At 64.3% G+C, this 19051-nt stretch carries 15 protein-coding genes and 1 pseudogene; 3 read left to right on the forward strand and 13 right to left on the reverse strand.

Annotated elements, in window-relative coordinates:
* Window positions 1-19 precede the first annotated feature (19 nt).
* Complete coding sequence (locus MYXE_RS21505) at window positions 20-3235, forward strand: ATP-binding protein (protein WP_085193187.1); 3216 nt, start codon at window positions 20-22, stop codon at window positions 3233-3235.
* A 2-nt stretch (window positions 3236-3237) separates the two neighbouring features.
* On the opposite strand, the gene MYXE_RS21510 is transcribed toward MYXE_RS21505, so the two are convergent.
* From MYXE_RS21510 to MYXE_RS21545, 8 genes and pseudogenes are all read right to left on the reverse strand, one after another.
* Window positions 3238-4071 (reverse strand): DUF5995 family protein, encoded by an 834-nt coding sequence (locus tag MYXE_RS21510; protein WP_003922455.1) that lies wholly within the window; start codon window positions 4069-4071, stop codon window positions 3238-3240.
* Between the two features lie 291 nt (window positions 4072-4362).
* On the reverse strand, window positions 4363-5463 hold the full coding sequence (locus MYXE_RS21515) for an oxygenase MpaB family protein (RefSeq protein WP_161552134.1): 1101 nt from the start codon (window positions 5461-5463) through the stop codon (window positions 4363-4365).
* Window positions 5464-5561: 98 nt separating this feature from the next.
* Window positions 5562-5933, reverse strand: coding sequence for a heat shock protein transcriptional repressor HspR (locus MYXE_RS21520; protein WP_003922453.1), 372 nt, complete (start codon window positions 5931-5933; stop codon window positions 5562-5564).
* On the reverse strand, window positions 5933-7111 hold the full coding sequence (gene dnaJ, locus MYXE_RS21525; protein ID WP_085193191.1) for a molecular chaperone DnaJ: 1179 nt from the start codon (window positions 7109-7111) through the stop codon (window positions 5933-5935). The genes MYXE_RS21520 and dnaJ overlap by 1 nt, the downstream gene beginning before the upstream one ends.
* Window positions 7112-7176: 65 nt before the next feature.
* Window positions 7177-7899, reverse strand: a pseudogene (grpE, locus tag MYXE_RS21530) (nucleotide exchange factor GrpE); the annotation flags it as partial.
* On the reverse strand, window positions 7896-9764 hold the full coding sequence (gene dnaK, locus MYXE_RS21535; protein WP_085193265.1) for a molecular chaperone DnaK: 1869 nt from the start codon (window positions 9762-9764) through the stop codon (window positions 7896-7898). The gene dnaK and the pseudogene grpE, both read right to left, overlap by 4 nt.
* A 187-nt stretch (window positions 9765-9951) precedes the next feature.
* Entirely contained in the window at window positions 9952-10203 is a 252-nt protein-coding gene (locus MYXE_RS21540; RefSeq protein WP_085193195.1) for a type II toxin-antitoxin system RelE family toxin, read from the reverse strand.
* Complete coding sequence (locus MYXE_RS21545; protein ID WP_232061671.1) at window positions 10200-10427, reverse strand: type II toxin-antitoxin system prevent-host-death family antitoxin; 228 nt, start codon at window positions 10425-10427, stop codon at window positions 10200-10202. The genes MYXE_RS21540 and MYXE_RS21545 overlap by 4 nt, the downstream gene beginning before the upstream one ends.
* Window positions 10428-10851: 424 nt before the next feature.
* On the opposite strand from MYXE_RS21545, the gene MYXE_RS21550 reads away from it, so the two are divergent.
* Window positions 10852-12393, forward strand: a complete 1542-nt coding sequence (locus MYXE_RS21550) for an amino acid permease (RefSeq protein WP_232061672.1) — start codon at window positions 10852-10854, stop codon at window positions 12391-12393.
* Between the two features lie 31 nt (window positions 12394-12424).
* On the opposite strand, the gene MYXE_RS21555 is transcribed toward MYXE_RS21550, so the two are convergent.
* A complete protein-coding gene (locus tag MYXE_RS21555) occupies window positions 12425-15307 on the reverse strand; it encodes an MMPL/RND family transporter (protein WP_085193201.1) in 2883 nt (960 codons plus the stop codon).
* The gene (locus MYXE_RS21560; RefSeq protein WP_415624441.1) at window positions 15304-15723 is read right to left on the reverse strand and encodes an MmpS family transport accessory protein; all 420 of its coding nucleotides are present in this window, start codon (window positions 15721-15723) and stop codon (window positions 15304-15306) included. The genes MYXE_RS21555 and MYXE_RS21560 overlap by 4 nt, the downstream gene beginning before the upstream one ends.
* A 342-nt stretch (window positions 15724-16065) precedes the next feature.
* On the opposite strand from MYXE_RS21560, the gene MYXE_RS21565 reads away from it, so the two are divergent.
* Window positions 16066-16716, forward strand: a complete 651-nt coding sequence (locus MYXE_RS21565) for a cutinase family protein (RefSeq protein WP_050947784.1) — start codon at window positions 16066-16068, stop codon at window positions 16714-16716.
* A 4-nt stretch (window positions 16717-16720) separates the two neighbouring features.
* Here MYXE_RS21565 and MYXE_RS21570 read toward each other — a convergent pair whose 3' ends face one another.
* The 3 genes from MYXE_RS21570 to MYXE_RS21580 are packed head-to-tail and all read right to left on the reverse strand — an operon-like array spanning window position 16721 to window position 19038.
* Window positions 16721-17329, reverse strand: a complete 609-nt coding sequence (locus MYXE_RS21570) for a TetR/AcrR family transcriptional regulator (protein ID WP_039891057.1) — start codon at window positions 17327-17329, stop codon at window positions 16721-16723.
* 45 nt (window positions 17330-17374) lie between these two features.
* On the reverse strand, window positions 17375-17914 hold the full coding sequence (locus tag MYXE_RS21575; protein WP_003922441.1) for a nucleotidyltransferase family protein: 540 nt from the start codon (window positions 17912-17914) through the stop codon (window positions 17375-17377).
* A complete protein-coding gene (locus MYXE_RS21580) occupies window positions 17911-19038 on the reverse strand; it encodes an XdhC family protein (RefSeq protein WP_003922440.1) in 1128 nt (375 codons plus the stop codon). Before MYXE_RS21580 ends, MYXE_RS21575 begins: the two co-directional genes overlap by 4 nt.
* Window positions 19039-19051: the final 13 nt, after the last annotated feature.

Here is a 19051-nt window from a genome sequence, read left to right on the forward strand (position 1 = left end):
CCCCGGGCAGGAGGAGCAGGTGAGTCCCGGCGAAAACAGTACCTCGATCGACGAATTGCTGGACCGTGCGGTGCGGGCCATCAATGCCGGCGATCGTGCGACCGCGACAACCTTGGCCGGGCAGGTGTTATCGGCAGACCACAGCAACCCGGAAGCCGAGGACCTGCTGGCGGCCCCCGCTCGCTACGGTGAAATCCGCCGACTGGCAATCATGTTCGTTGATCTCGTCGACTCGACGGCGCTGTCCACCCGTCTGGAACCAGAGACATATCACACGCTGGTGGGCCGTTACCGCGCTGAGGTGCGCCGAATCGTCGATCGGTACGAGGGCCATATCAGCTCGATTAAGGGCGACGGATTGTTAGCGGTGTTCGGCCACCCCAAAGCGCATGAGAACGACGTGCGGCGTGCCGTCGCTGCAGGGCTGGACATCACCCGGGCCGTGGCCCGGCTCAGCGAGCAGGCGCAACGCAAGTTTGGGGTGGCGATCAATGTGCGCGTCGGCGTCCACCGTGGCCTGGTCTATCTCGACACCGACCAGGACGACGTCTACGGGTTTGCCGCCAACCTGTCGGCCCGTCTCTGCGCCGTAGCAGTGCCGGGCACGGTGACCGTCTCAGATGCCGTCGCACCGTTGGTGTCCGACTCATTCGAACTCGAATCACACCCACCAGTCGCGGTGAAGGGTGTCGACGGCTTGATCGGCCATCACCACGTGCTCGGTGAGCGGCCCGAAGCAACTCCGCTACAGACGCCGCCGCTGATCGGACGTGATCGCGAGCGCAGTTGGCTGCAGCAGGCCTGGCAGCGGGCCCGCGAAAGAGCGCTGGCCACTCCAGGCGTGGTATTTCGCGGTGAACCGGGAATTGGTAAGACCCGGCTTGCGAGCGAGGCGGCGGAATTCGTCCGCAGTTCGGGTGGGTCGGTGATCGAGTTGTTTGGCTCGCCGCTGCATACCGACACCGGCCTGCATCCAGTGCGCAGGCTTGTGGAGCGCCGATGCGGCATCACCCGGCACACCGACGGCCGCGATCGTCTGCGCCTATTGCAAGCCGAACTAAGCGCCAACGGAATGGATCCAGCCAGCGCGGTTCCCCTGTTAGCACCGGTGATTGGCGTCGACCCCGAACAGGGCTACCAGCCGGCGGCTGTGGAAGGCCGAACGCTGTATGAATTGATTGCCGCGACGGTTCAGCGATACGTGCTGGCTTGCATCGGTGGCCAAAGCGGATTGGTGGTCGCCGAGGATGTGCACTGGTTCGACCCGTCTACCCTCGAACTGCTCAACTCGCTGCTCGCGGCGGCGGATGGACGCCTGCTTGTGGTCGTTACCGGACGTGACGGCGATTGGCTGCGAACCGATTGGCCAGTAACTGTTTTCGATCTTGCGCCGCTGAACGACGAGCAGTCCGACGCGCTGATCAATGCGTTGGACCCCTCAGTGACCGACGCCCAGCGGACCGCGGTGCGCAACCGATGCGACGGGGTGCCGTTCTACATCGAGCACGTTGTCGGCGAACTCGATGGAGCCGAGTCTGGAGTGCCCGAGGCATTGTACGAGTCGTTGTTCGCGGGGCTGCAGCACTCCCACTCCGACGTCGCGCCGGTGGTCGAGGCGGCCGCCGTCATTGGGCGCGCCGGTGATCTCCCCTTGCTTCGTTCAGTGGTCGGACGAGACGCCAACGATGTTGACGGCGTCGTGTCCGAATTGGTGCGGACGCGTGTGTTCGAACGACGCGGGACCGACGGCTGGCGATTCCGCCATGAGCTGTTCCGGGAGGTGGCGGCCGAGCTGGCCCCGCCGTCGCTGCGCCGTGACCTGCACGCGCGCGCGGCCCACGCACTGGTCGGTGCGACGGCCAGTGTCGAACCGGATTGGGGGGTGGTAGGGGCCCACTTCGAGCAGGCCCAGCAATACGACGATGCCGTGGACGCTTACCAGAAGGCCTCGGTGAACGCCCGGCGGCGCGGTGCTCTCCAGGAAGCGCTGGCTTACTTGACGACCGCGCTCAGCGAACTCACCCGCTGCGCTGCGGGCTCGACGCGGGACCGCAAGGAAATCGCGATCCGGTTGGAACGCGCTTTCTTGGCGGGTGCCACGCAAGGCAGCCAGACCGGTGAGGGACCCGCCGATTTGCAACAGTGCCTGGAGTTGGCGAGCAACGGCAACTACGAGGACGAGTTGTTCGCCACGCTCACCGCGCTGATTAGCTATTACGTGCCGCGGGCCGAACTGCGCCGAGCGCATGAACTGCTTGACTCGCTGTCTAGCCGGATCACCAAGGAGCGACCCGCGATCTATCCGGCCATCGCGTCATCGTTGGGGTGCGTCACTTGGCTGGAAGGCGACTTCACCGCCGCGCGCGGACACCTGTTGCGGGCACTGGCCGATCGTTCCGCCGCCGATCCTCAAGACCTCGAAACTGCCTGGTGGGTGGTCGTCGACCCAATTTCGTCGGCACACATCTTCCTGGCGCTGACACACATGGTCTGCGGAGACCTTGACCATGCCAACATAGAGTTGGCCGAATCACGCCGGCGCTGCGAGGACTTGGGGTTTCCGCAGAATGCCCACAACAGGGCACATACGTACTTCATGGAAATCTGGATCGGACTAGAGACCGGTCAACTCGAGCAAGCGGCCACCCTGACCGCGGAGCTTCGCAGCCAAAGCGAACAGTCGGGACTCGACTTGTGGCGGTTGGTGGGCGCGACCGAACATGCCACCGTCAAGGCGCTGGCCGCGCTGGGCTCCGGCGCCGACGCTGCCACGCTGACCAGCCGGGCCGAGAAGGTAGCCCGACTCGTGGACGGATCGCGCTTGCTACACCTCAACAGTTATTTGACGTTTCACGACGCGGTCATCGGCCGCCTATTAATTGCCGCGGGCAAGCTGGAGAAGGCGCGCGAGAGACTGGAGATGGCGCTGCGCCACGCGCAAGAGACAGGCATGCACTTCCACGACGCCGAGTTGATGCGTTTGCGCGCACACACCTTGACAGACGTGGCCTGTCGCTCGGATGCGCTGGGCGCCGCGCTTGAGTTTGCCCGCCGCCAAGGCGCGACCTTATTCGAAATGCGTTGTCTGCTGGACTTTTTTGATCTTACCGACGAAGGCGATCCTTCCGAGCTGGCCGACGCTGTTCGGCGCTTCGCCGGTGACGATCGTTGGCCGGAATTCGTTCGGGCGCAGGCGATCTTAGATGATCCGGCACCGCGAATAGATCAGCAGTGACTCTACTTCATTTTCTTGGGGCGCCGAGAGACTTCTTCTAACGCCCGAATATTGCCGGCAACATCAGTGCTCTCATGCTTGGCGACTGCACGAATGATCCTGGGGAACGGTGTCCACCGCTCAGGTGGATGCAGATACCAGGAACTCAGCGCGGCGGTCCAGGCCTGCTGGTGCAGTGACTTCTCCGGCGCGCTCAGCGGGTTCATCGCCATATAGATCGCGAAAAGCCAAGCCCCTTCCCGCAATTTCGTCAGAGCCCGCTGGAGGAGATGAACCTGGTACGGCATCAGCCAGCGGGTCCAGCGAAGATCGGGAGAAAGTCGCTCGACGACTTTGGCAATGTCGGGGATCTGCGAGCAGAGCAGGTCGTTGACGCGGCTGTAATCTTTCTTGAGCGCCGCCAGCGATTTGGGCGCGACCTTCACGAGCGCGTGGCCGAGATCGAAAGTGATGTGCGCATTCAGTCCGGCCATCATGTGTTGCACGATGATTGCCTGACCGTCCTGATCACCGACGAACGCGACCTCCCAAGGCAACGTCAGGCCTTGGTACTGACCTCGGTAGAAATAGGCGTTCAGAGCGTCGAAGTAACGCTGGGCAAACGCGACGTCGAGGTCTTGCATTCGACGCCCGTCATCGAACTTTCCCTCATTGATCGCTTCACGGATCGCGAGGGTGACTCGCCTATACAAAACAGCGAAGTAGCCGATGCCGCTTTTCGCCTTCATGGACCAGTCGACGATCTGATCGATATTGCGCAAGACATCGTCGATGGTGCTGGGTTGCTGGAGTCGGCCCAGGGGCGGTTGGGGGCTTGGAGGCAGCGCGGCAGACATCTCAGTGAACCTCCTGTTCAATCCGATCGACACGCTGTCCAAGCTGAGCTTGGGTAGGGGTCGCGGCGGCATCGTCAGTGGGGTAATGGTAGGGAAATCAACGCTCAGGGAGCGGCTTTTCCCGACGAAGAATCGATTTCATAGCAAGAGTCGCCAAATGCATCGAAATGATCGCCGATGCGTGCCTGAGCGCGGCTTCCCAATGGCAATGTTGTCGGCGATCGTGATCTTAAGATCGAGATCGCGCGGGGCTGAAGCTACTAGGGTCTCGGATGACCTAGAGGGGTGGTATCACGCCGACAGCTCCCAGCTGCGGGCGAGGTGATCGGGTATGTTGAACGGCGCCCGCTGCCCACCTCGTTGAAGCCGGAATAGCCCGTGTAGCAGGTCGCGCCCGAATGGGCGAACTAGACGCGACACAAGTTGGTACCGCAGGGCGTCACGCTCCCTCCGGCCGAAGACGTGCACGAAAAACCAGTTATTGATACGGGCGAGCCGCCCGAGGTCGTCGACGAGATTCGATGGCGGCACGAGCAGCAGGTCGGAGACCTCGTCGCCGATCAGGTGCCGGATCAGCGGAGGGATCGTGTTGTCGAACCGGTGAAAGGGCGTCATCTCGTCGAGCAGTTCGAGTAGCGCTTTGGTCATCGCCTGCCCTTCAGGGGACGCCTTGAACTGCCTGCGCCGTATGGTGGCGACCAGCGCGGTGGCATCGTCAACGTCGCGCACGAGCAGTTCGTCACGGATGCCCATCAGGTGGCCGATGACATTCCACAGATGGAGGTACGCCTCGACATCCTTGGTGGACGCGTGCACACCCAGCCGCCGCAACGGATCGGCGACGACATACGAGAACGCTAGGAGAGTGCCGGCGAGGTCCTCCTGGTTGATCGGTGTGCCCCAAGCGGGATCCCACAGACCGGGCTGCTGCTGGTTGCGGGCTTCGATCAGGTGGCGCACAGCAGCATGCATCAGGCGGACGCGCTGGATCGTGCGCAGTCCCTTGCCGTGTTCGTCGAGGCCACCAACGCTCAGCGCGTCGATCAGGAACTGGCCGGTTTCCATCACTCGCCGACGCGCATCGGTATCGAGCCGGGCGGTCAGGTACAGCACTTTCACGCCGTTGGCTGCCGCGTACGACGACGGAAGAGAAGCGCAGAACAGGCAGATCGCGATCTGGACGCCCCATGTCTCGAATAACTGCTGTGCGCGCTTGATCTTGCGCATGTCGGCCCACAGCGGCAGGGACAGGGTCTGAGCCAGGTAGGCCTGTATCTCCGTGGGCAGCCCCGGCGGGACCGGCTGGTCATTGTGCACCAACGTACGCAGGATCGCGTTGACGTCGGCCACGCCACCCCGGTCGAGTACTGCCGCGACCGGCGGGTCTGCCACTGGATCGCCTACCTGCCGCATGCTATCGAGTAGCGCGTCGGTCCATCTGGCGCTGCCCTGTCTGCCCGCCATACCGACAGCCTGGCAGATCCGGCGGCCTAGCGGCGCGGCTTCCACACCACGAGCGCGGTGCTCTTCGGCACCAGCGCAATGTCGCGTCGCTGGTTGGCCCGCAGCCGTTCGACCTCCTCGGTGAGCTCCTTGAGCCGGGCCTGCAAAGCCTCGACCTGGTTGGTCAGCTCGATGATGCGTTTAATACCGGCGAGGTTGACGCCCTCGTGCTGGGAGAGCCGTTGTACCTCGCGCAGCAACTCGACGTCGTGTTCGGAATAGCGGCGCCCACCACCGGAGGTGCGCCGCGGACGGACCAGGCCGAGTCGGTCGTAGGTCCGCAGCGTCTGAGCGTGCATGCCGGCCAGCTCGGCCGCCACTGAGATCAAGAAAGTGCGCGATTCGTCTTTCTTAGCCATCAGCGATTTCCTGCCCATCCGGCCCTCGGGTCGAAGCCACTGGCCCGCTCCGCAGCGGCATAGGCCTCCAGTGCCTCCTTGGCGGCGCCGTCGAGGTTCGGCGGCACCGCAACCTTGACCGTCACCAGCAAGTCGCCGCTACCGCCGCCGCGCTTGGGTATACCGCGACCACGTATCCGCAGAATGCGCCCGTCCGCGGTTCCTTTCGGCACCCGAACACCGACCCTGCCATCCAAGGTGGGCACCGAAAGCGTTGTGCCCAAAGCAAGTTCGCTAAAGCTCACCGGCACGGTCACGGTGAGGTCGTCGCCTTCGCGGCCGAACACCGGGTCTGGGCGCACGTGCACCGTCACGTAAAGGTCGCCCGACGGTGCGCCGCGGAGCCCGGCCTCCCCCTGTCCGGGTAACCGGATGCGCTGGCCGTCCTCGACGCCCGGCGGAATCCGCACGTTGATCGTGCGGGTCCGCGTCGTGACACCGGTTCCCTTGCACTGGCTGCACGGGTGCTCGATGATCGACCCGCTGCCGCGGCAGTCGGTACAAGGTTCGGAGAACCCGAAAGCGCCTTGGTTGCGGCTGATTACCCCAGTGCCGTTACATATGGGGCAGACTCGCGGGCTGGTTCCCGGCCGCGCGCCGCTGCCATGACAGTTCGTGCATGGAGCCGGGCTGGTGAGCCGCAGCGGCATTGCCACACCCTTGGCGGCCTCGACAAAGCTGAGCTCGGCCTCAGTTTCGAGGTCGTTGCCGCGACGTGGCCGGCTCGGCCGGGGCGAGGCTCCACGACCGAACAAGCCCCCGAACAGGTCGCCGATGGTGCTGCCGCCGGTTTGGCTTGCGGCGTCGAACAAATCGCTGAGGTTGAACTCGACGCCGTCGCCGCCCATGCCGAAACCACCGAAGTTGGCCCCGCTGAAGCGGCGGCCGAACCCCCCGCTGCCGGCGAACAGCCGTCGGGTTTCGTCGTACTCCTTGCGTTTGGCCGGGTCGGAAAGCACACTGTGCGCCTCCGACACCGCCTTGAACCGTTCTGCAGCGCGCGGATCGTTGCGATTGGCGTCGGGGTGCAGTTCGCGCGCCAGCTTGCGGTAGGCGCGCTTGATGTCGTCTTGGCTGGCGTCAGGGGAGACGCCTAGCTCCTTGTAGAAGTCTTTCTCGACCCATTCGCGTTGGGCCACACTGCGTCACCCCCTTCCCGCCTTCCTCTAGCTTCCTGTGAGGTTATGTACCGCCGGCCGCGGTTACTCGGCGGCGGTTCTGCGTCTGCGGGCTGTTCCCCCGCGGCCACCTCGGTATCCGACCCGCTCGTCGTTTCGGCCACTGCGGGAACAGCTTCGGCGCTCTCGGTCTCTGCGGCAACGTCGGCGCCATCCTCGACGACGGTGTCGACAACGACCACCAAGGCGTGCCGCAAGACCTGGTCGCCGAGCTTGTAGCCCTGCCGCAGCACACTGCCGATCACCGGCTTGGTGCCCTCAGCGCCGTCGCCCTCGTGCTGCACGGCTTCGTGCAGCACTGGGTCGAAGTCGTCGCCTTCCGCGCCGAAAGCGCTCAACCCCAGTCCGCTCAGCGCGCTGGTCAGCTTGTCGGCGACCGACTTCAGTGGACCCGATTCCAGGTCGCCGTGGCTGCGGGCGCGCTCGAGATCGTCGAGCACACCCAGCAATTGGCTGATGACCATGGCCTTCGCCCGGTCGGCGGCCGCCTGCTGGTCGCGCAATGCGCGCTTGCGGTAATTGGCGAAGTCGGCCTGCACCCGCTGCAGATCCGCGGTCAGCTCGGCGACTTTGTCCTCGGCCACCGCCGAGGCCGGCGCCGAGCCCGGTGCCGAAGCAGCCGCTGCCTCCGCCGCTGTGGGCGCGCTGGGCGCCGACCCGGAGTCGACATGGCGCACCTCGCCGGTCTCGGGATCGATTCGCCGCTTGTCGGTGACCGTTACCTGTTCGCGTGCATTACCTTCTGTCACTTGGCCTCCCGGTCATCGTCGACAACCTCCGCGTCAACGACGTCCTCGGTACCGCCGGACCCGTCGCCGCCGCTGGTGGCGCTGGCTCCGCTGGCGGCCTGCGCGGCCTGGGTGGCCTCGTAGATCGCCTGGCCGAGCGCCTGTGACTCGTGGCCCAGCTTCTCCATCGCCGACTTGATCGCGCCGATGTCGGTGCCCTCCAACGCCTTCTTGGCGTCAGCGACCGCGGCGTCGACCTTGCTGAGGACGTCGGCAGGAACCTTCGAGCCGCCCTCGGCCTCACGCTGCTCGCGGACGAACTTCTCCGTCTGATAGACCAGCGTTTCGGCCTGGTTGCGGACGTCGGCTTCCTCGCGGCGCTTGCGGTCCTCTTCGGCGTGCGCCTCGGCGTCCTTGATCATCCGGTCGATCTCTTCCTTGGACAGGGCCGAGCCTTCCTGGATACGGATCGTGTTCTCCTTGCCGGTGCCCTTGTCCTTGGCGGTGACGTGCACGATGCCGTTGGCGTCGATGTCGAAGGTGACCTCGATTTGCGGCACGCCGCGCGGCGCCGGCGGGATACCGGTCAGCTCGAAGGAACCCAACAGCTTGTTGTGCGCAGCGATCTCGCGCTCACCCTGATAGACCTGAATCATCACCGACGGCTGGTTGTCGTCGGCGGTGGTGAACGTCTCACTGCGCTTGGTCGGGATCGTGGTGTTGCGTTCGATCAGCTTGGTCATCACACCACCCTTGGTCTCGATACCCAAGCTCAGTGGGGTAACGTCAAGCAGCAGAACGTCTTTCACCTCACCCTTCAGCACGCCGGCCTGCAGCGCGGCACCCACTGCGACGACCTCGTCGGGGTTGACGCCCTTGTTGGGCTCCTTGCCGCCGGTGAGTTCCTTGACCAGGTCGGTCACCGCGGGCATCCGGGTCGAGCCGCCGACCAGCACGACGTGGTCGATGTTGGCCACCGAGATGCCGGTGTCGGCGATCACCTGCTGGAACGGCTTGCGGCAGCGGTCCAGCAAGTCTTGGGTGATCCGCTGGAACTCGGCCCGGGTCAGCTGCTCGTCGAGGAACAGCGGGTTCTTGTCCGCGTCCACGGTGATATAGGGCAGGTTAATCGAGGTGCTCGGCGACGAGCTCAGCTCGATCTTGGCCTTCTCGGCCGCCTCCTGCAGCCGCTGCATCGCCATCTTGTCCTTGGTCAGGTCGATGCCGGTCTGCTTCTTGAACTTGTCGGTGAGCCACTCGACGATCCGGCGGTCCCAGTCGTCGCCGCCCAGGTGGTTATCACCGGAGGTGGCTCGGACCTCGACCACGCCCTCGCCGATCTCCAGCAGCGAGACGTCGAAGGTGCCACCACCCAGGTCGAACACCAGGATGGTCTGCTCCTTTTCGCCCTTGTCCAGCCCGTAGGCCAGGGCGGCCGCGGTCGGCTCGTTGATGATGCGCAGCACGTTGAGACCCGCGATCTGGCCGGCCTCCTTGGTGGCCTGGCGCTGGGCGTCGTTGAAGTACGCCGGGACGGTGATCACCGCATCGGTGATGTCTTCGCCCAGGTAGGCCTCAGCGTCGCGCTTCAACTTCATCAGGATGCGGGCGCTGATCTCCTGCGGGGTGTACTTCTTGCCGTCGATCTCGATCTTCCAGTCGGTGCCCATCTGACGTTTGATGGAACGCACCGTGCGCTCGACGTTGGTCACCGCCTGGTTCTTGGCGGGCTGACCGACCAGCACCTCACCGTTGCGCGCAAACGCGACGATGGACGGTGTGGTCCGGGAGCCCTCGGAGTTGGCGATGACGGTGGGATCGCCGCCCTCGAGGACACAAATGACGGAGTTGGTGGTCCCGAGGTCGATTCCGACCGCACGAGCCATGATGAATCCTCCCTGGTATAGAGCTTTTGTGGTGCCCACTATGCTGAGTGAACCCGGCTCAAGACTAGTGTCGGCCCCGGTGGTGATGTCAACCCAGGATTGAGCCTGGCGCACTCAAGTTGTCGATCGGGTCAACGGCGTAACCGGGCCATTTGTTCCCGGATCGGCTACCCACCAGCCAACTCGGTCAGCGGTAGGCATCACTGCGCTTGGCGACCACGAACACGGTGATTTCACCGGCGGCATCGTCGACGCCGTAGACGACCCGGTACGGCCCGAATCGCACCCGCCAGTCGTCAGCGCTCCCGACCAGTTTCTTGGCTCCCATGGGCCGCGGATCATGCGACAAACCGATGATGATCTGAAGGGCCCTCTCGAACTCCGGACGCGGAAGACGTTGCAATTGCTTGAGTACGTCAGGATGAAACTGAACCTTCATCGAGTCGCGAAGGCGTCCACGTCCACGTTCAGCTCATTCAGCATTTCCGCCAGGGACATCACCGTGAACGAGCGCGCGCGGAGTTCACGCAACCGGAGCGCGTCGGCGACGTCGGCATGCTCGTGGAGGCGCTCGTAATCCGCCATGCTGATAATGACGGCCACCTCGGTGCCGCTGTCGGTGATGATCGCCTCTTCGCCGGTCGCAGCAACTGTCCGGACCACTGAGCCTAGGTTGCTCCTCAGATCCCGTAGGCTGTGTGTACTCATGTTGCACATGTTAATACACCGCAGTATTGGAGTGTCGGGCGCCTCGGTGTACTTCTCGCGGACCATCGATTGAAGGCGACGTCACTGAAAACCCGACCAGCTCGCCCAAGCTTGGGATCTGCCCAACCTCCTCGCACCGCGGTTGATATCAAGAAACTCGTCGCCAAGAGGGCACGGTCAAGGTTGAGCGGGTGGATACCTTCGAAATCGCCGGCGAAACCGATTGCCAGAGTCCATAACTTGGCAACATCGTCCCGCGCTGAGATGCCGCGTCGTCCCGCGCTGCCCCGGCGAGATGGTTGCGGTAGCCTCTCAGCGAATCCACTCCTCGGGTGTGCCCGCGTCGCAGCGCTGCACCAAGCCACACGAGAGGAACTTGATGTCACCGTCGCCCCGCACTGGACCCGTGGCCGGGGCCGGCGCACCCGACCTGCTCACCCGCGAAGACGCCGGGTATCACCACGACCTGCACCGCCGGCAGCTGCAGATGATCGCGATCGGCGGCGCGATCGGCACCGGGTTGTTTCTCGGCGCAGGCGGACGGCTCGCGTCGGCCGGACCTGGGTTGTTCATCGTCTACGCGGTCTGCGGCGCCTTCGTGTTTTTGATCCTGCGCGCGCTCGGCGAACTCGTATTGCACCGCCCGTCGTCTGGCTCGTTCGTGTCCTATGCCCGCGAATTCTTCGGAGAGAAAACCGCTTTCGTCGCCGGCTGGATGTACTTTCTGAACTGGGCGATGGCCAGCATCGTCGACAGCACCGCGATCGCGAACTACCTCCACTATTGGAAGGCGCTGGAAGTGGTTCCGCAGTGGACGCTTGCACTCATCGCGCTGCTGGCGGTGGTGTCGGTCAACCTGATCTCTGTCAAGGCCTTTGGCGAGTTCGAGTTTTGGGCCGCGTTGATCAAGGTGCTGGCGCTCATCACTTTCCTGGTCGTCGGGACCGTCTTCTTGGCCGGGCGCTTCCAGGTCGACGGCCAAAGCACCGGCTTTGGGCTGTGGCGCGACCACGGCGGTTTTTTGCCGACCGGGCTGTTGCCGTTGGTGCTCGTCACCTCTGGCGTTATATTCGCTTATGCCGCAGTGGAATTGGTCGGCACTGCCGCCGGGGAAACCGCAGAGCCGGAGAAGGTCATGCCCCGCGCAATCAATTCCGTCGTGCTTCGCATAGCGATCTTCTACGTCGGATCGGTCCTGCTTTTGGCACTGCTACTGCCCTACACCACGTACAAGGAACACGAGAGCCCATTCGTTACGTTCTTCTCCCACATCGGTTTTTCCGGTGCCGGCAGCGTGATGAACCTCGTGGTCGTCACCGCGGCGTTCTCGAGTCTGAATGCCGGCCTGTATTCCACCGGCCGGATCCTGCGCTCGATGGCGGTCAACGGCAGCGGCCCCAAGTTCACCGCGCGGATGTCGAAAAACGGTGTGCCATACGGGGGAATCCTGCTCACCGCCACCATTGGGCTGTTCGGTGTCGTGCTCGATGCCGTCAAGCCCGGCCAGGCCTTCGAGATCGTGTTGAATATCGCCGCCGTGGGCATCATGGCCGCGTGGGCCACCATCGTGGCGTGCCAGCTGCGCCTTTACCGACACACAAAGACCGGCCTGATGCAACGGCCGCGATTCCGCATGCCGCTGGCCCCCTACAGCGGCTATCTCACCCTGGCTTTTCTGGCGGGTGTGCTGGTGCTGATGGTGCTTGACGTCCAGCGCGGTCCGTGGATCATCGCCACACTGGTGCTGGGCATTCCCGCCCTCGTCGGCGGCTGGTTCTTCGTCCGCAACCGGGTGATGGCCGCGGCCCAAGAAGTCGCCAGCCCTACCGCTGGCGCCCTCAGCGCGAATATCCCTGTCGCACAAGATATCCCAGTGATCGCCCCGCCCGTTGCCGAACAGGCGGCAGGGCCCGACGATTGACCCGCGACACGCCGGGCCACCTCGCTGACGATCACTTCGCGGAAGTCGCCACTGCGTCGTCGTCTTCCCACAAAAGGAGCTGGCGAACCGCGGGCCGCGGTCCGTATGGCCGAAGCATCTGGCTGGCGGGGCGCGGGCGCACTCGCTGCGGCCACCAAAACCAGCGGCCCAGCAAAGTGGCGATCGACGGCGTCATGAACGCCCGCACGACCAGGGTGTCGAACAGCAAGCCCAGCGCGATGGTGGTGCCTACCTGACCAAGAATCACCAAGGCGCTGAAAACGAATGACGACATGGTGGCCGCAAAGACCAGACCAGCAGAGGTGACCACCGAACCAGAACCGGCCATCGCGCGGATCGTGCCCGTCTTTAACCCGGCGCCGATTTCCTCTTTGAACCGCGAGATCAGCAGCAGGTTGTAGTCGGATCCGACCGCCAGCAGCAGGATGACGGCCAGCGCCAGTACCACCCAATACAGCTGGATGCCGAGGATGTCCTGCCAGACCAGCACTGAGAGCCCAAACGAGGCGCCCAAAGACAGCGCCACCGTCCCCACGATGACGATCGCGGCGACCAGGCTTCGGGTGATGAACATCATGATCAGCATGATCAGACTCAATGCTGCGATTCCGACGATCATCAGGTCATATTTGACCGAGTCCTGGATGTCCTTGTAGGTTGCCGCTGTTCCCGCGAGATAGATGTGGGAACCCTCCAGAATGGTCCCCTTTACGGCCTCTTTTGCCGCGTTCTTGATCAAGTCGACGTGCTTTATGCCCTCCGGGCTTGCTGGAACACCTTCATGGGTGATGATCATTTCCGCGGCCTTGCCGTCGGGCGACATAAAGAGCTTCACACCGCGCTTGAAATCGGGGTTCGAGAATACCTCCGGCGGCAGGTAGAAGGAATCATCAATTTTGGCCTTGTCGAAGGCCTGTCCCATCGCAGCCGGGTTGTCGTTTGCATAAGCCGATTGGTTGTTGATCCCCGAATTAGTGGCGTAGTTGGAGAGTGTCAGTGCCAGGTTTGTCATCTGGCTCTCGATCTGCGGCGGTATCAGCGCCACCAGTTGCGGCTGCAGCGCATCCAATTTGTCCAACGACGCCGTGATGCTCTGGAACTGGTCGGTGAGCTCGTCGATGCCGTCGATCGCTTCGAAAACGTTTTTCAGTGCGAAGCAGACAGGAATATCGTAGCAGTGCTTTTCCCAGTAGAAATAGCTGCGAATCGGTCGAAAGAAATCGTCGAAATTCGCGATTTTATCCCGGAGTTCGTTGATCGTGGCGATCGTATCGTGGAAGCTTTGGGTCTGCTCGTGGGTCGCTGCGGCACTCTTCTGTTGCAGCGCATATTGCTGGTGCAGTATGTTGATCGTTTTTCTCAGCTCGCCGGCCTGCTTAAGTAGATCGGCTGCGCGGTCTTTCTGGTATTTCAGGTTCATGACTTGGCCGACGCTTTGTTGGCTGAGTTGAAACGGTATCGAGCTGTGGTCGAGCGGCGTGCCCAGGGGTCGGGTAATCGCCTGCACCTTTGCGATCCCGGGCGTGTGGAAGACGTTTTTGGCGATCCTCTCCAACACGAGCATGTCAGCGGGATTACGCAGGTCATGGTCCGCCTCGACCATCAAGAGCTCGGGATTCAGCCGGGCCTGCGAGAAATGCCGCTCCGCGGCCGCATAGCCGATCTTGGCCGGAGTCCCGGCCGGCAGATACGGCTTAGAGTCATAGCTCGTTTTGTATCCCGGCAGGGTGAGCAGACCGACGAGCGCGACCGCGAGAGTCACCGCGAGAATCGGTGCTGGCCAGCGCACGATGGCCGTACCGATGCGGCGCCACCCCCGGGTCCTCATCGTGACCCTGGGTTCAAACAGACCGAACCGGCTGCCCACCGCTAGCAGGGCAGGAGCCAGGGTCAACGCGCTCAGAACCGAAACCAGCATCCCCACCGCGGCGGGAACGCCCATCGAGTGGAAATACGGCTGGCGCGCGAAGGTCAGACAAAAGACGGCCCCGGTAATGGTCAGGCCTGAGCCCAAGACGACGTGGGCGGTGCCGTGAAACATGGTGTCGAACGCCGACTTTCGATCCTCCCCGCCCGCGCGCGCCTCGTGGTAACGGCCGAGCACAAAAATCGCGTAGTCGGTGCCTGCGGCGATCGCCAGCAACGTAAGGATGTTGACCGCGAAAGTCGAAAGCTGGATCAAACCAAGGTTTCCCAGTACGGCCACGACCCCGCGCGCTGCCGCCAGTTCGACAAGGACCGCGACCAGCACCATCATCGTGGTGATCACGGACCGATAGACCCAAAGCAACATCAGCACGATCACCAGAAGCGTGATGAGCGTGACCTTCAGCAGCCCTTTGTTGCCGACCTCGAACTGGTCGGTGATCAACGGCGCCTGGCCGGTGACATAGGCCTTGACGCCCCTGGGCGGAGGCGTGTGGTCGACGACGTCGCGGACCGCGTCGACGGATTCGCCCGCCAGGGCGTCGCCTTGATTACCGGCAAGATACACCTGAACCAGGGCTGCCTTGCCGTCGTTGCTCTGCGAGGCTGACGCGGTCAGCGGATCGCCCCAGAAATCCTGAATGTGCTCGACATGTTTGGTGTCTGCCTCGAGCCGGCGGATCATCGTGTCGTAGAACCGGTGGGCGTCATCGCCAAGCGGCTGATCGCCTTCCAATACGATCATGGCCGCACTGTCGGACTTAAACTGCTTGAACACCTTGCCGATGTGTTTCATCGCCTGAAACGCCGGTGCGCTAGCAGAACTCATGCCCACCTGGTGTGCCTTCGCTACCGCCTCCAGGCGTGGTACCGCGATATTGGTGACGGCGGCCACGCCAAGCCACAACAAGATGATCGGCACCCCAAGCCTGCGAATCGTGTGCGGGATGGTGTTGTGATTGCTCATCCGGACTTGTCCAGGCAGAACGTATAGGCGTTCACTTCGTTGACAATCCTCTCGTCCTTGACCTCGTCGTTGATGGTGATCCGGCAGCCAAGTGTGCTGCTGTTGCCTTGCGCCGTCAGGTTGGCGATTACCGCGGGGTCGGTGGTCACGGCCTCGTACTTCCACGGCAGTGGGGCGCGGTCCACTCGCTGCGGCGCGGCATGGATGTCCTGGTAGTTGATGGTCGCCACCGCCCCGGGATCGCCGAAGACCTCGTAGACCACATGCTTGGGGTTGAACGGGACGCTTTCGCTGAGCACGCCGGTCGGAGTGGAGGTGTCGTTGTGCGAGCCGAAGATGCCGTGCAGCCGATAGACGCCGAACCCGGCGACACCGACCACCATCGCCGCGACCAGCACCATCCACCTGCGTCTCATCAGACGCGTTACTGAAATCCGTTGCACGCGTTGGCCTTCCAGGACCGATGACACATTGCTGGTCAGGTCGTCTTTCCGGTGCCGTGAGCCGGGCAAGACGGCTATTAAAGTACGGTACGGGACCGGACACTACAAGAGATGACGAGGTCCGCGCCACTGATTTGCTCACCGGATGCGCGGTCGTTCTGTAGCGTTGAGGGCTATTCGGAACGAGCCCAAACAATGCGTGGGTAGGCAATGAACGACGTCGTATCGATACACAACCGGTGGGCGCGCCGACCGAGGTCAGCGGTGCGCGTGCGCCTTCGACTCCTTGCGGTCGCGGTGACCACGGGCGCGGCCATGATCAGCGCACCCGTCGCACCGGCATCGGCGCAGCCGTGCCCGGACGTCGAGGTGGTGTTCGCCCGCGGCACCGCTGAACCGCCGGGTGTGGGCGGGGTCGGACAGGCATTCGTCGACGCGCTCAACGCGCAAGTCGGATCGAGGTCGGTCAGTGTGTACCCGGTCAATTACGCGGCCAGTAGCGATTTCGGGTCAGGTATCGACTTCGCCAGAACCTTTGTCGACGGGCTCTACGACGCGGGCGGTCATATCGCGTCGACGGCGGCGAACTGCCCCAACACTCGGATAGTGCTCGGCGGGTATTCCCAAGGCGCGGCACTGGCAGGCTTCGTCACCTCGGCTGCCATACCGAAGGAAGTGCCCGCTCAGTACGTCGAGTACCTGCCCAAGCCGCTGCCGCCGCAGATCGCCAATCATGTTGCGGCAGTGACGCTCTTCGGACGACCTTCGAATCAGTTTCTGACCGAGAACGGAGCGCCGCCGATCACGATCGGCCCGCTGTATGCGCCCAAGACCATCGACTTGTGCGCTCCCGACGACGCGATCTGCAATGGTGTGCCCGGTGGGCAACCTTCCTTCGCGCACCTGGCGTACCTGACGAACGGCATGACGAACGACGCCGCAGCCTTTGCCGTAAGTCACCTCTAACCGGTCAGCCGGTGGGCCGCGTGAGGCTCGGGACGATCACGTCGTCGACCAAGGCCTGCACGGTCTGCGGGGTCGGCGGCCGGCCGGGGATGATGGACCGGAAGATGAGGTAGCCGGGTAGCAGGTCCCACAGCTCGTCGCTGATGGCGGCCGCGTCGATCTCGCCGCGGTCGACGGCCTGCTGCAAGACATGGCGGATCAAGGCTTTGCGCTGGTCGACGAACTCGTGCTGCATGACGTCGTTCAGTGCGCGGTTGCGCGATGCTTCGACGAGCACCGCGCGCATCGTGGTCGCGTGCTGGGCGGCCTGCTCGCAGATCAGCTCGCCGAGCCGCAGCAAATCACCGCGCAGCGTGCCGGTCTCCGGCGGGACCGCAACCTGGCGGATGCCCTCGATGAACGCGGCCAACACCAATTCGGCTTTCGACGGCCAGCGCCGGTAGACGGTAGCCTTGCTGGCCCGCGCGGTGGCCGCCACCGCATCGACCGTCAATCGGTCGTAACCGTGTTCCTGTAGCAGCTGCAGCGTCACCGCAAGCAGCTCCGTCTCCCGTGGAGACCAGGGTGTGGCCCCGGCTGCGCGATCGGCAATTTGGGTCACAGCGACCACGATAGAACCGTTCCGGTAGTACAGGCCAGTACCGTACCGCCTGGCTTGCTACGGTTCGTCGATGTCGCGGCCGGTGGCTAGGTCGCTGCAGTCGACGTTGTCTACGTCGTCGCGGCCGCGCAGAAAGGCGGCCGCGCCCTGGTCGCCATGGAGGCTGGCCAACACAGCCGCCCAGTGCCGGCGGGCCAGCACGACCGGATGCCCGGGCCGGTCGTTGAAGTAGGCGCGGGCCAGTCCGCTCGGAGATGCCAAGGCGCGCTTGAGAACTCGTGCGACAACCGCGGCGCCGACGTCGGGGGTGTCGACGACGTGCAGCACCGCGTAGTCGGCTTGCATGGAGCCGGCGTGCGCCAGACCGGCGCGCACCGAAGCGCTAAGACCGTCTCGCCAGCCGGGTGCGGTGATCGCCGTGACACCCGGCGGCGTGGGCACCTCGGCCGCGCCGAGCACCAGGACGATATCGTCGCAGCCGCCGTCACGCAGGGCCGTCACCGCGGTGGCCAGCCAGTCGTCGACAAGGACTTTGGGTTTGCCATACCGTCGTCCGGCGCCCGCGGCCAACAGCACCCCGACGACGCGCGCGCTCATCGAGTGGTGTCGTGGTGGATGCGACCGTCGACTTCGGTCAGCGGACGACCGCCGCCACCCCAGCAGCGCGCAATGATTTCCGCAGCAATCGACACCGCGGTCTCCTCGGGGGTGCGCGCACCTAGGTCCAGTCCGATCGGGCTGGCCAGCCGGCGCAATTCGGCGTCGGTCAGCCCGGCCTCGCGCAGCCGGTTCAACCGGTCGTCGTGCGTGCGACGAGACCCCATCGCCCCGACATAGGCGAGCTGCGGAAGCCGAAGCGCCACCTGCAGCACGGGGACGTCGAACTTCGGATCGTGGGTGAGCACGCACACGACCGTGCGGGAGTCGATCTCACCCTGCTCAGCCTGTGCTCGCAGGTAGCGGTCGGGCCAGTCGGCGATCACTTCGTCGGCGTCGGGGAAGCGCGCGGCGGTGGCGAACACCGGACGAGCGTCGCACACGGTGACCCGGTACCCGAGGAACGCGCCTTGGCGGGCCAGCGCCGCCGCGAAGTCGATCGCGCCGAAGATCAGCATCCTCGGGGGCGGAGCATGGCTGGCGACGAACACCTCCATCCCGGCGTCCTGGCGTTGACCGTCCGCGCCGTAAGTCAGCACGGCGGTCCGGCCCGCCGCGAGCAGCCCTCGAGCGTCGTCGATGACAGCGGCGTCGGCGCGTGCCGAGCCGACCGAGCCGTCGGCCGAGTCGGCGGTGAGCACCAGCCGCCGTCCCACCCGGGCCGGGTCCGGATGCGTGATGACGGTGGCCACGGCGGTCGGGCGGCGGGCGGTGATGTCGTCGGCCACCGCCTGCAGCTGCGGAAAAGTGCGCCGCGACACCGGTTCGGCGAACACCTCGATCTCCCCGCCGCAGGTGAGCCCCACCGCGAACGCGTCGTCGCCGCTGATCCCGTAGCGCTGCAGCTCCGGGCGCCCGGTTCGCATCACGTCAGTGGCCAGCTCGTAGACCGCCGCCTCCACACAGCCCCCCGACACCGAGCCGGTCACCGTCCCGTCGGGGGCGACCATCATGACCGCACCCGGCGGCCGCGGCGCCGAGCGCGTCGTGCGCACCACCGTCGCGACTCCGGCCGTGTCACCGGCCCGCCAGATCGGCAGCAGTTCCGCCAGTACGTCCCGCACCCGCGCTCGCACC

The sequence above is a fragment of the Mycobacterium xenopi genome, assembly GCF_009936235.1.
GTDB lineage: Bacteria > Actinomycetota > Actinomycetes > Mycobacteriales > Mycobacteriaceae > Mycobacterium > Mycobacterium xenopi.

Excerpts from the sequence above, each read along its gene's own strand:
- MYXE_RS21520 (WP_003922453.1), bottom strand. The coding sequence starts at position 5,933 with ATGGCTAAGAAAGACGAATCGCGCACTTTCTTGATCTCAGTGGCGGCC.
- MYXE_RS21565 (WP_050947784.1), top strand. The coding sequence starts at position 16,066 with ATGATCAGCGCACCCGTCGCACCGGCATCGGCGCAGCCGTGCCCGGAC.
- MYXE_RS21575 (WP_003922441.1), bottom strand. The coding sequence starts at position 17,914 with ATGAGCGCGCGCGTCGTCGGGGTGCTGTTGGCCGCGGGCGCCGGACGA.
- MYXE_RS21555 (WP_085193201.1), bottom strand. The coding sequence starts at position 15,307 with ATGAGCAATCACAACACCATCCCGCACACGATTCGCAGGCTTGGGGTG.
- MYXE_RS21550 (WP_232061672.1), top strand. The coding sequence starts at position 10,852 with ATGTCACCGTCGCCCCGCACTGGACCCGTGGCCGGGGCCGGCGCACCC.
- MYXE_RS21560 (WP_415624441.1), bottom strand. The coding sequence starts at position 15,723 with ATGAGACGCAGGTGGATGGTGCTGGTCGCGGCGATGGTGGTCGGTGTC.
- MYXE_RS21510 (WP_003922455.1), bottom strand. The coding sequence starts at position 4,071 with ATGTCTGCCGCGCTGCCTCCAAGCCCCCAACCGCCCCTGGGCCGACTC.
- dnaK (WP_085193265.1), bottom strand. The coding sequence starts at position 9,764 with ATGGCTCGTGCGGTCGGAATCGACCTCGGGACCACCAACTCCGTCATT.
- MYXE_RS21540 (WP_085193195.1), bottom strand. The coding sequence starts at position 10,203 with ATGAAGGTTCAGTTTCATCCTGACGTACTCAAGCAATTGCAACGTCTT.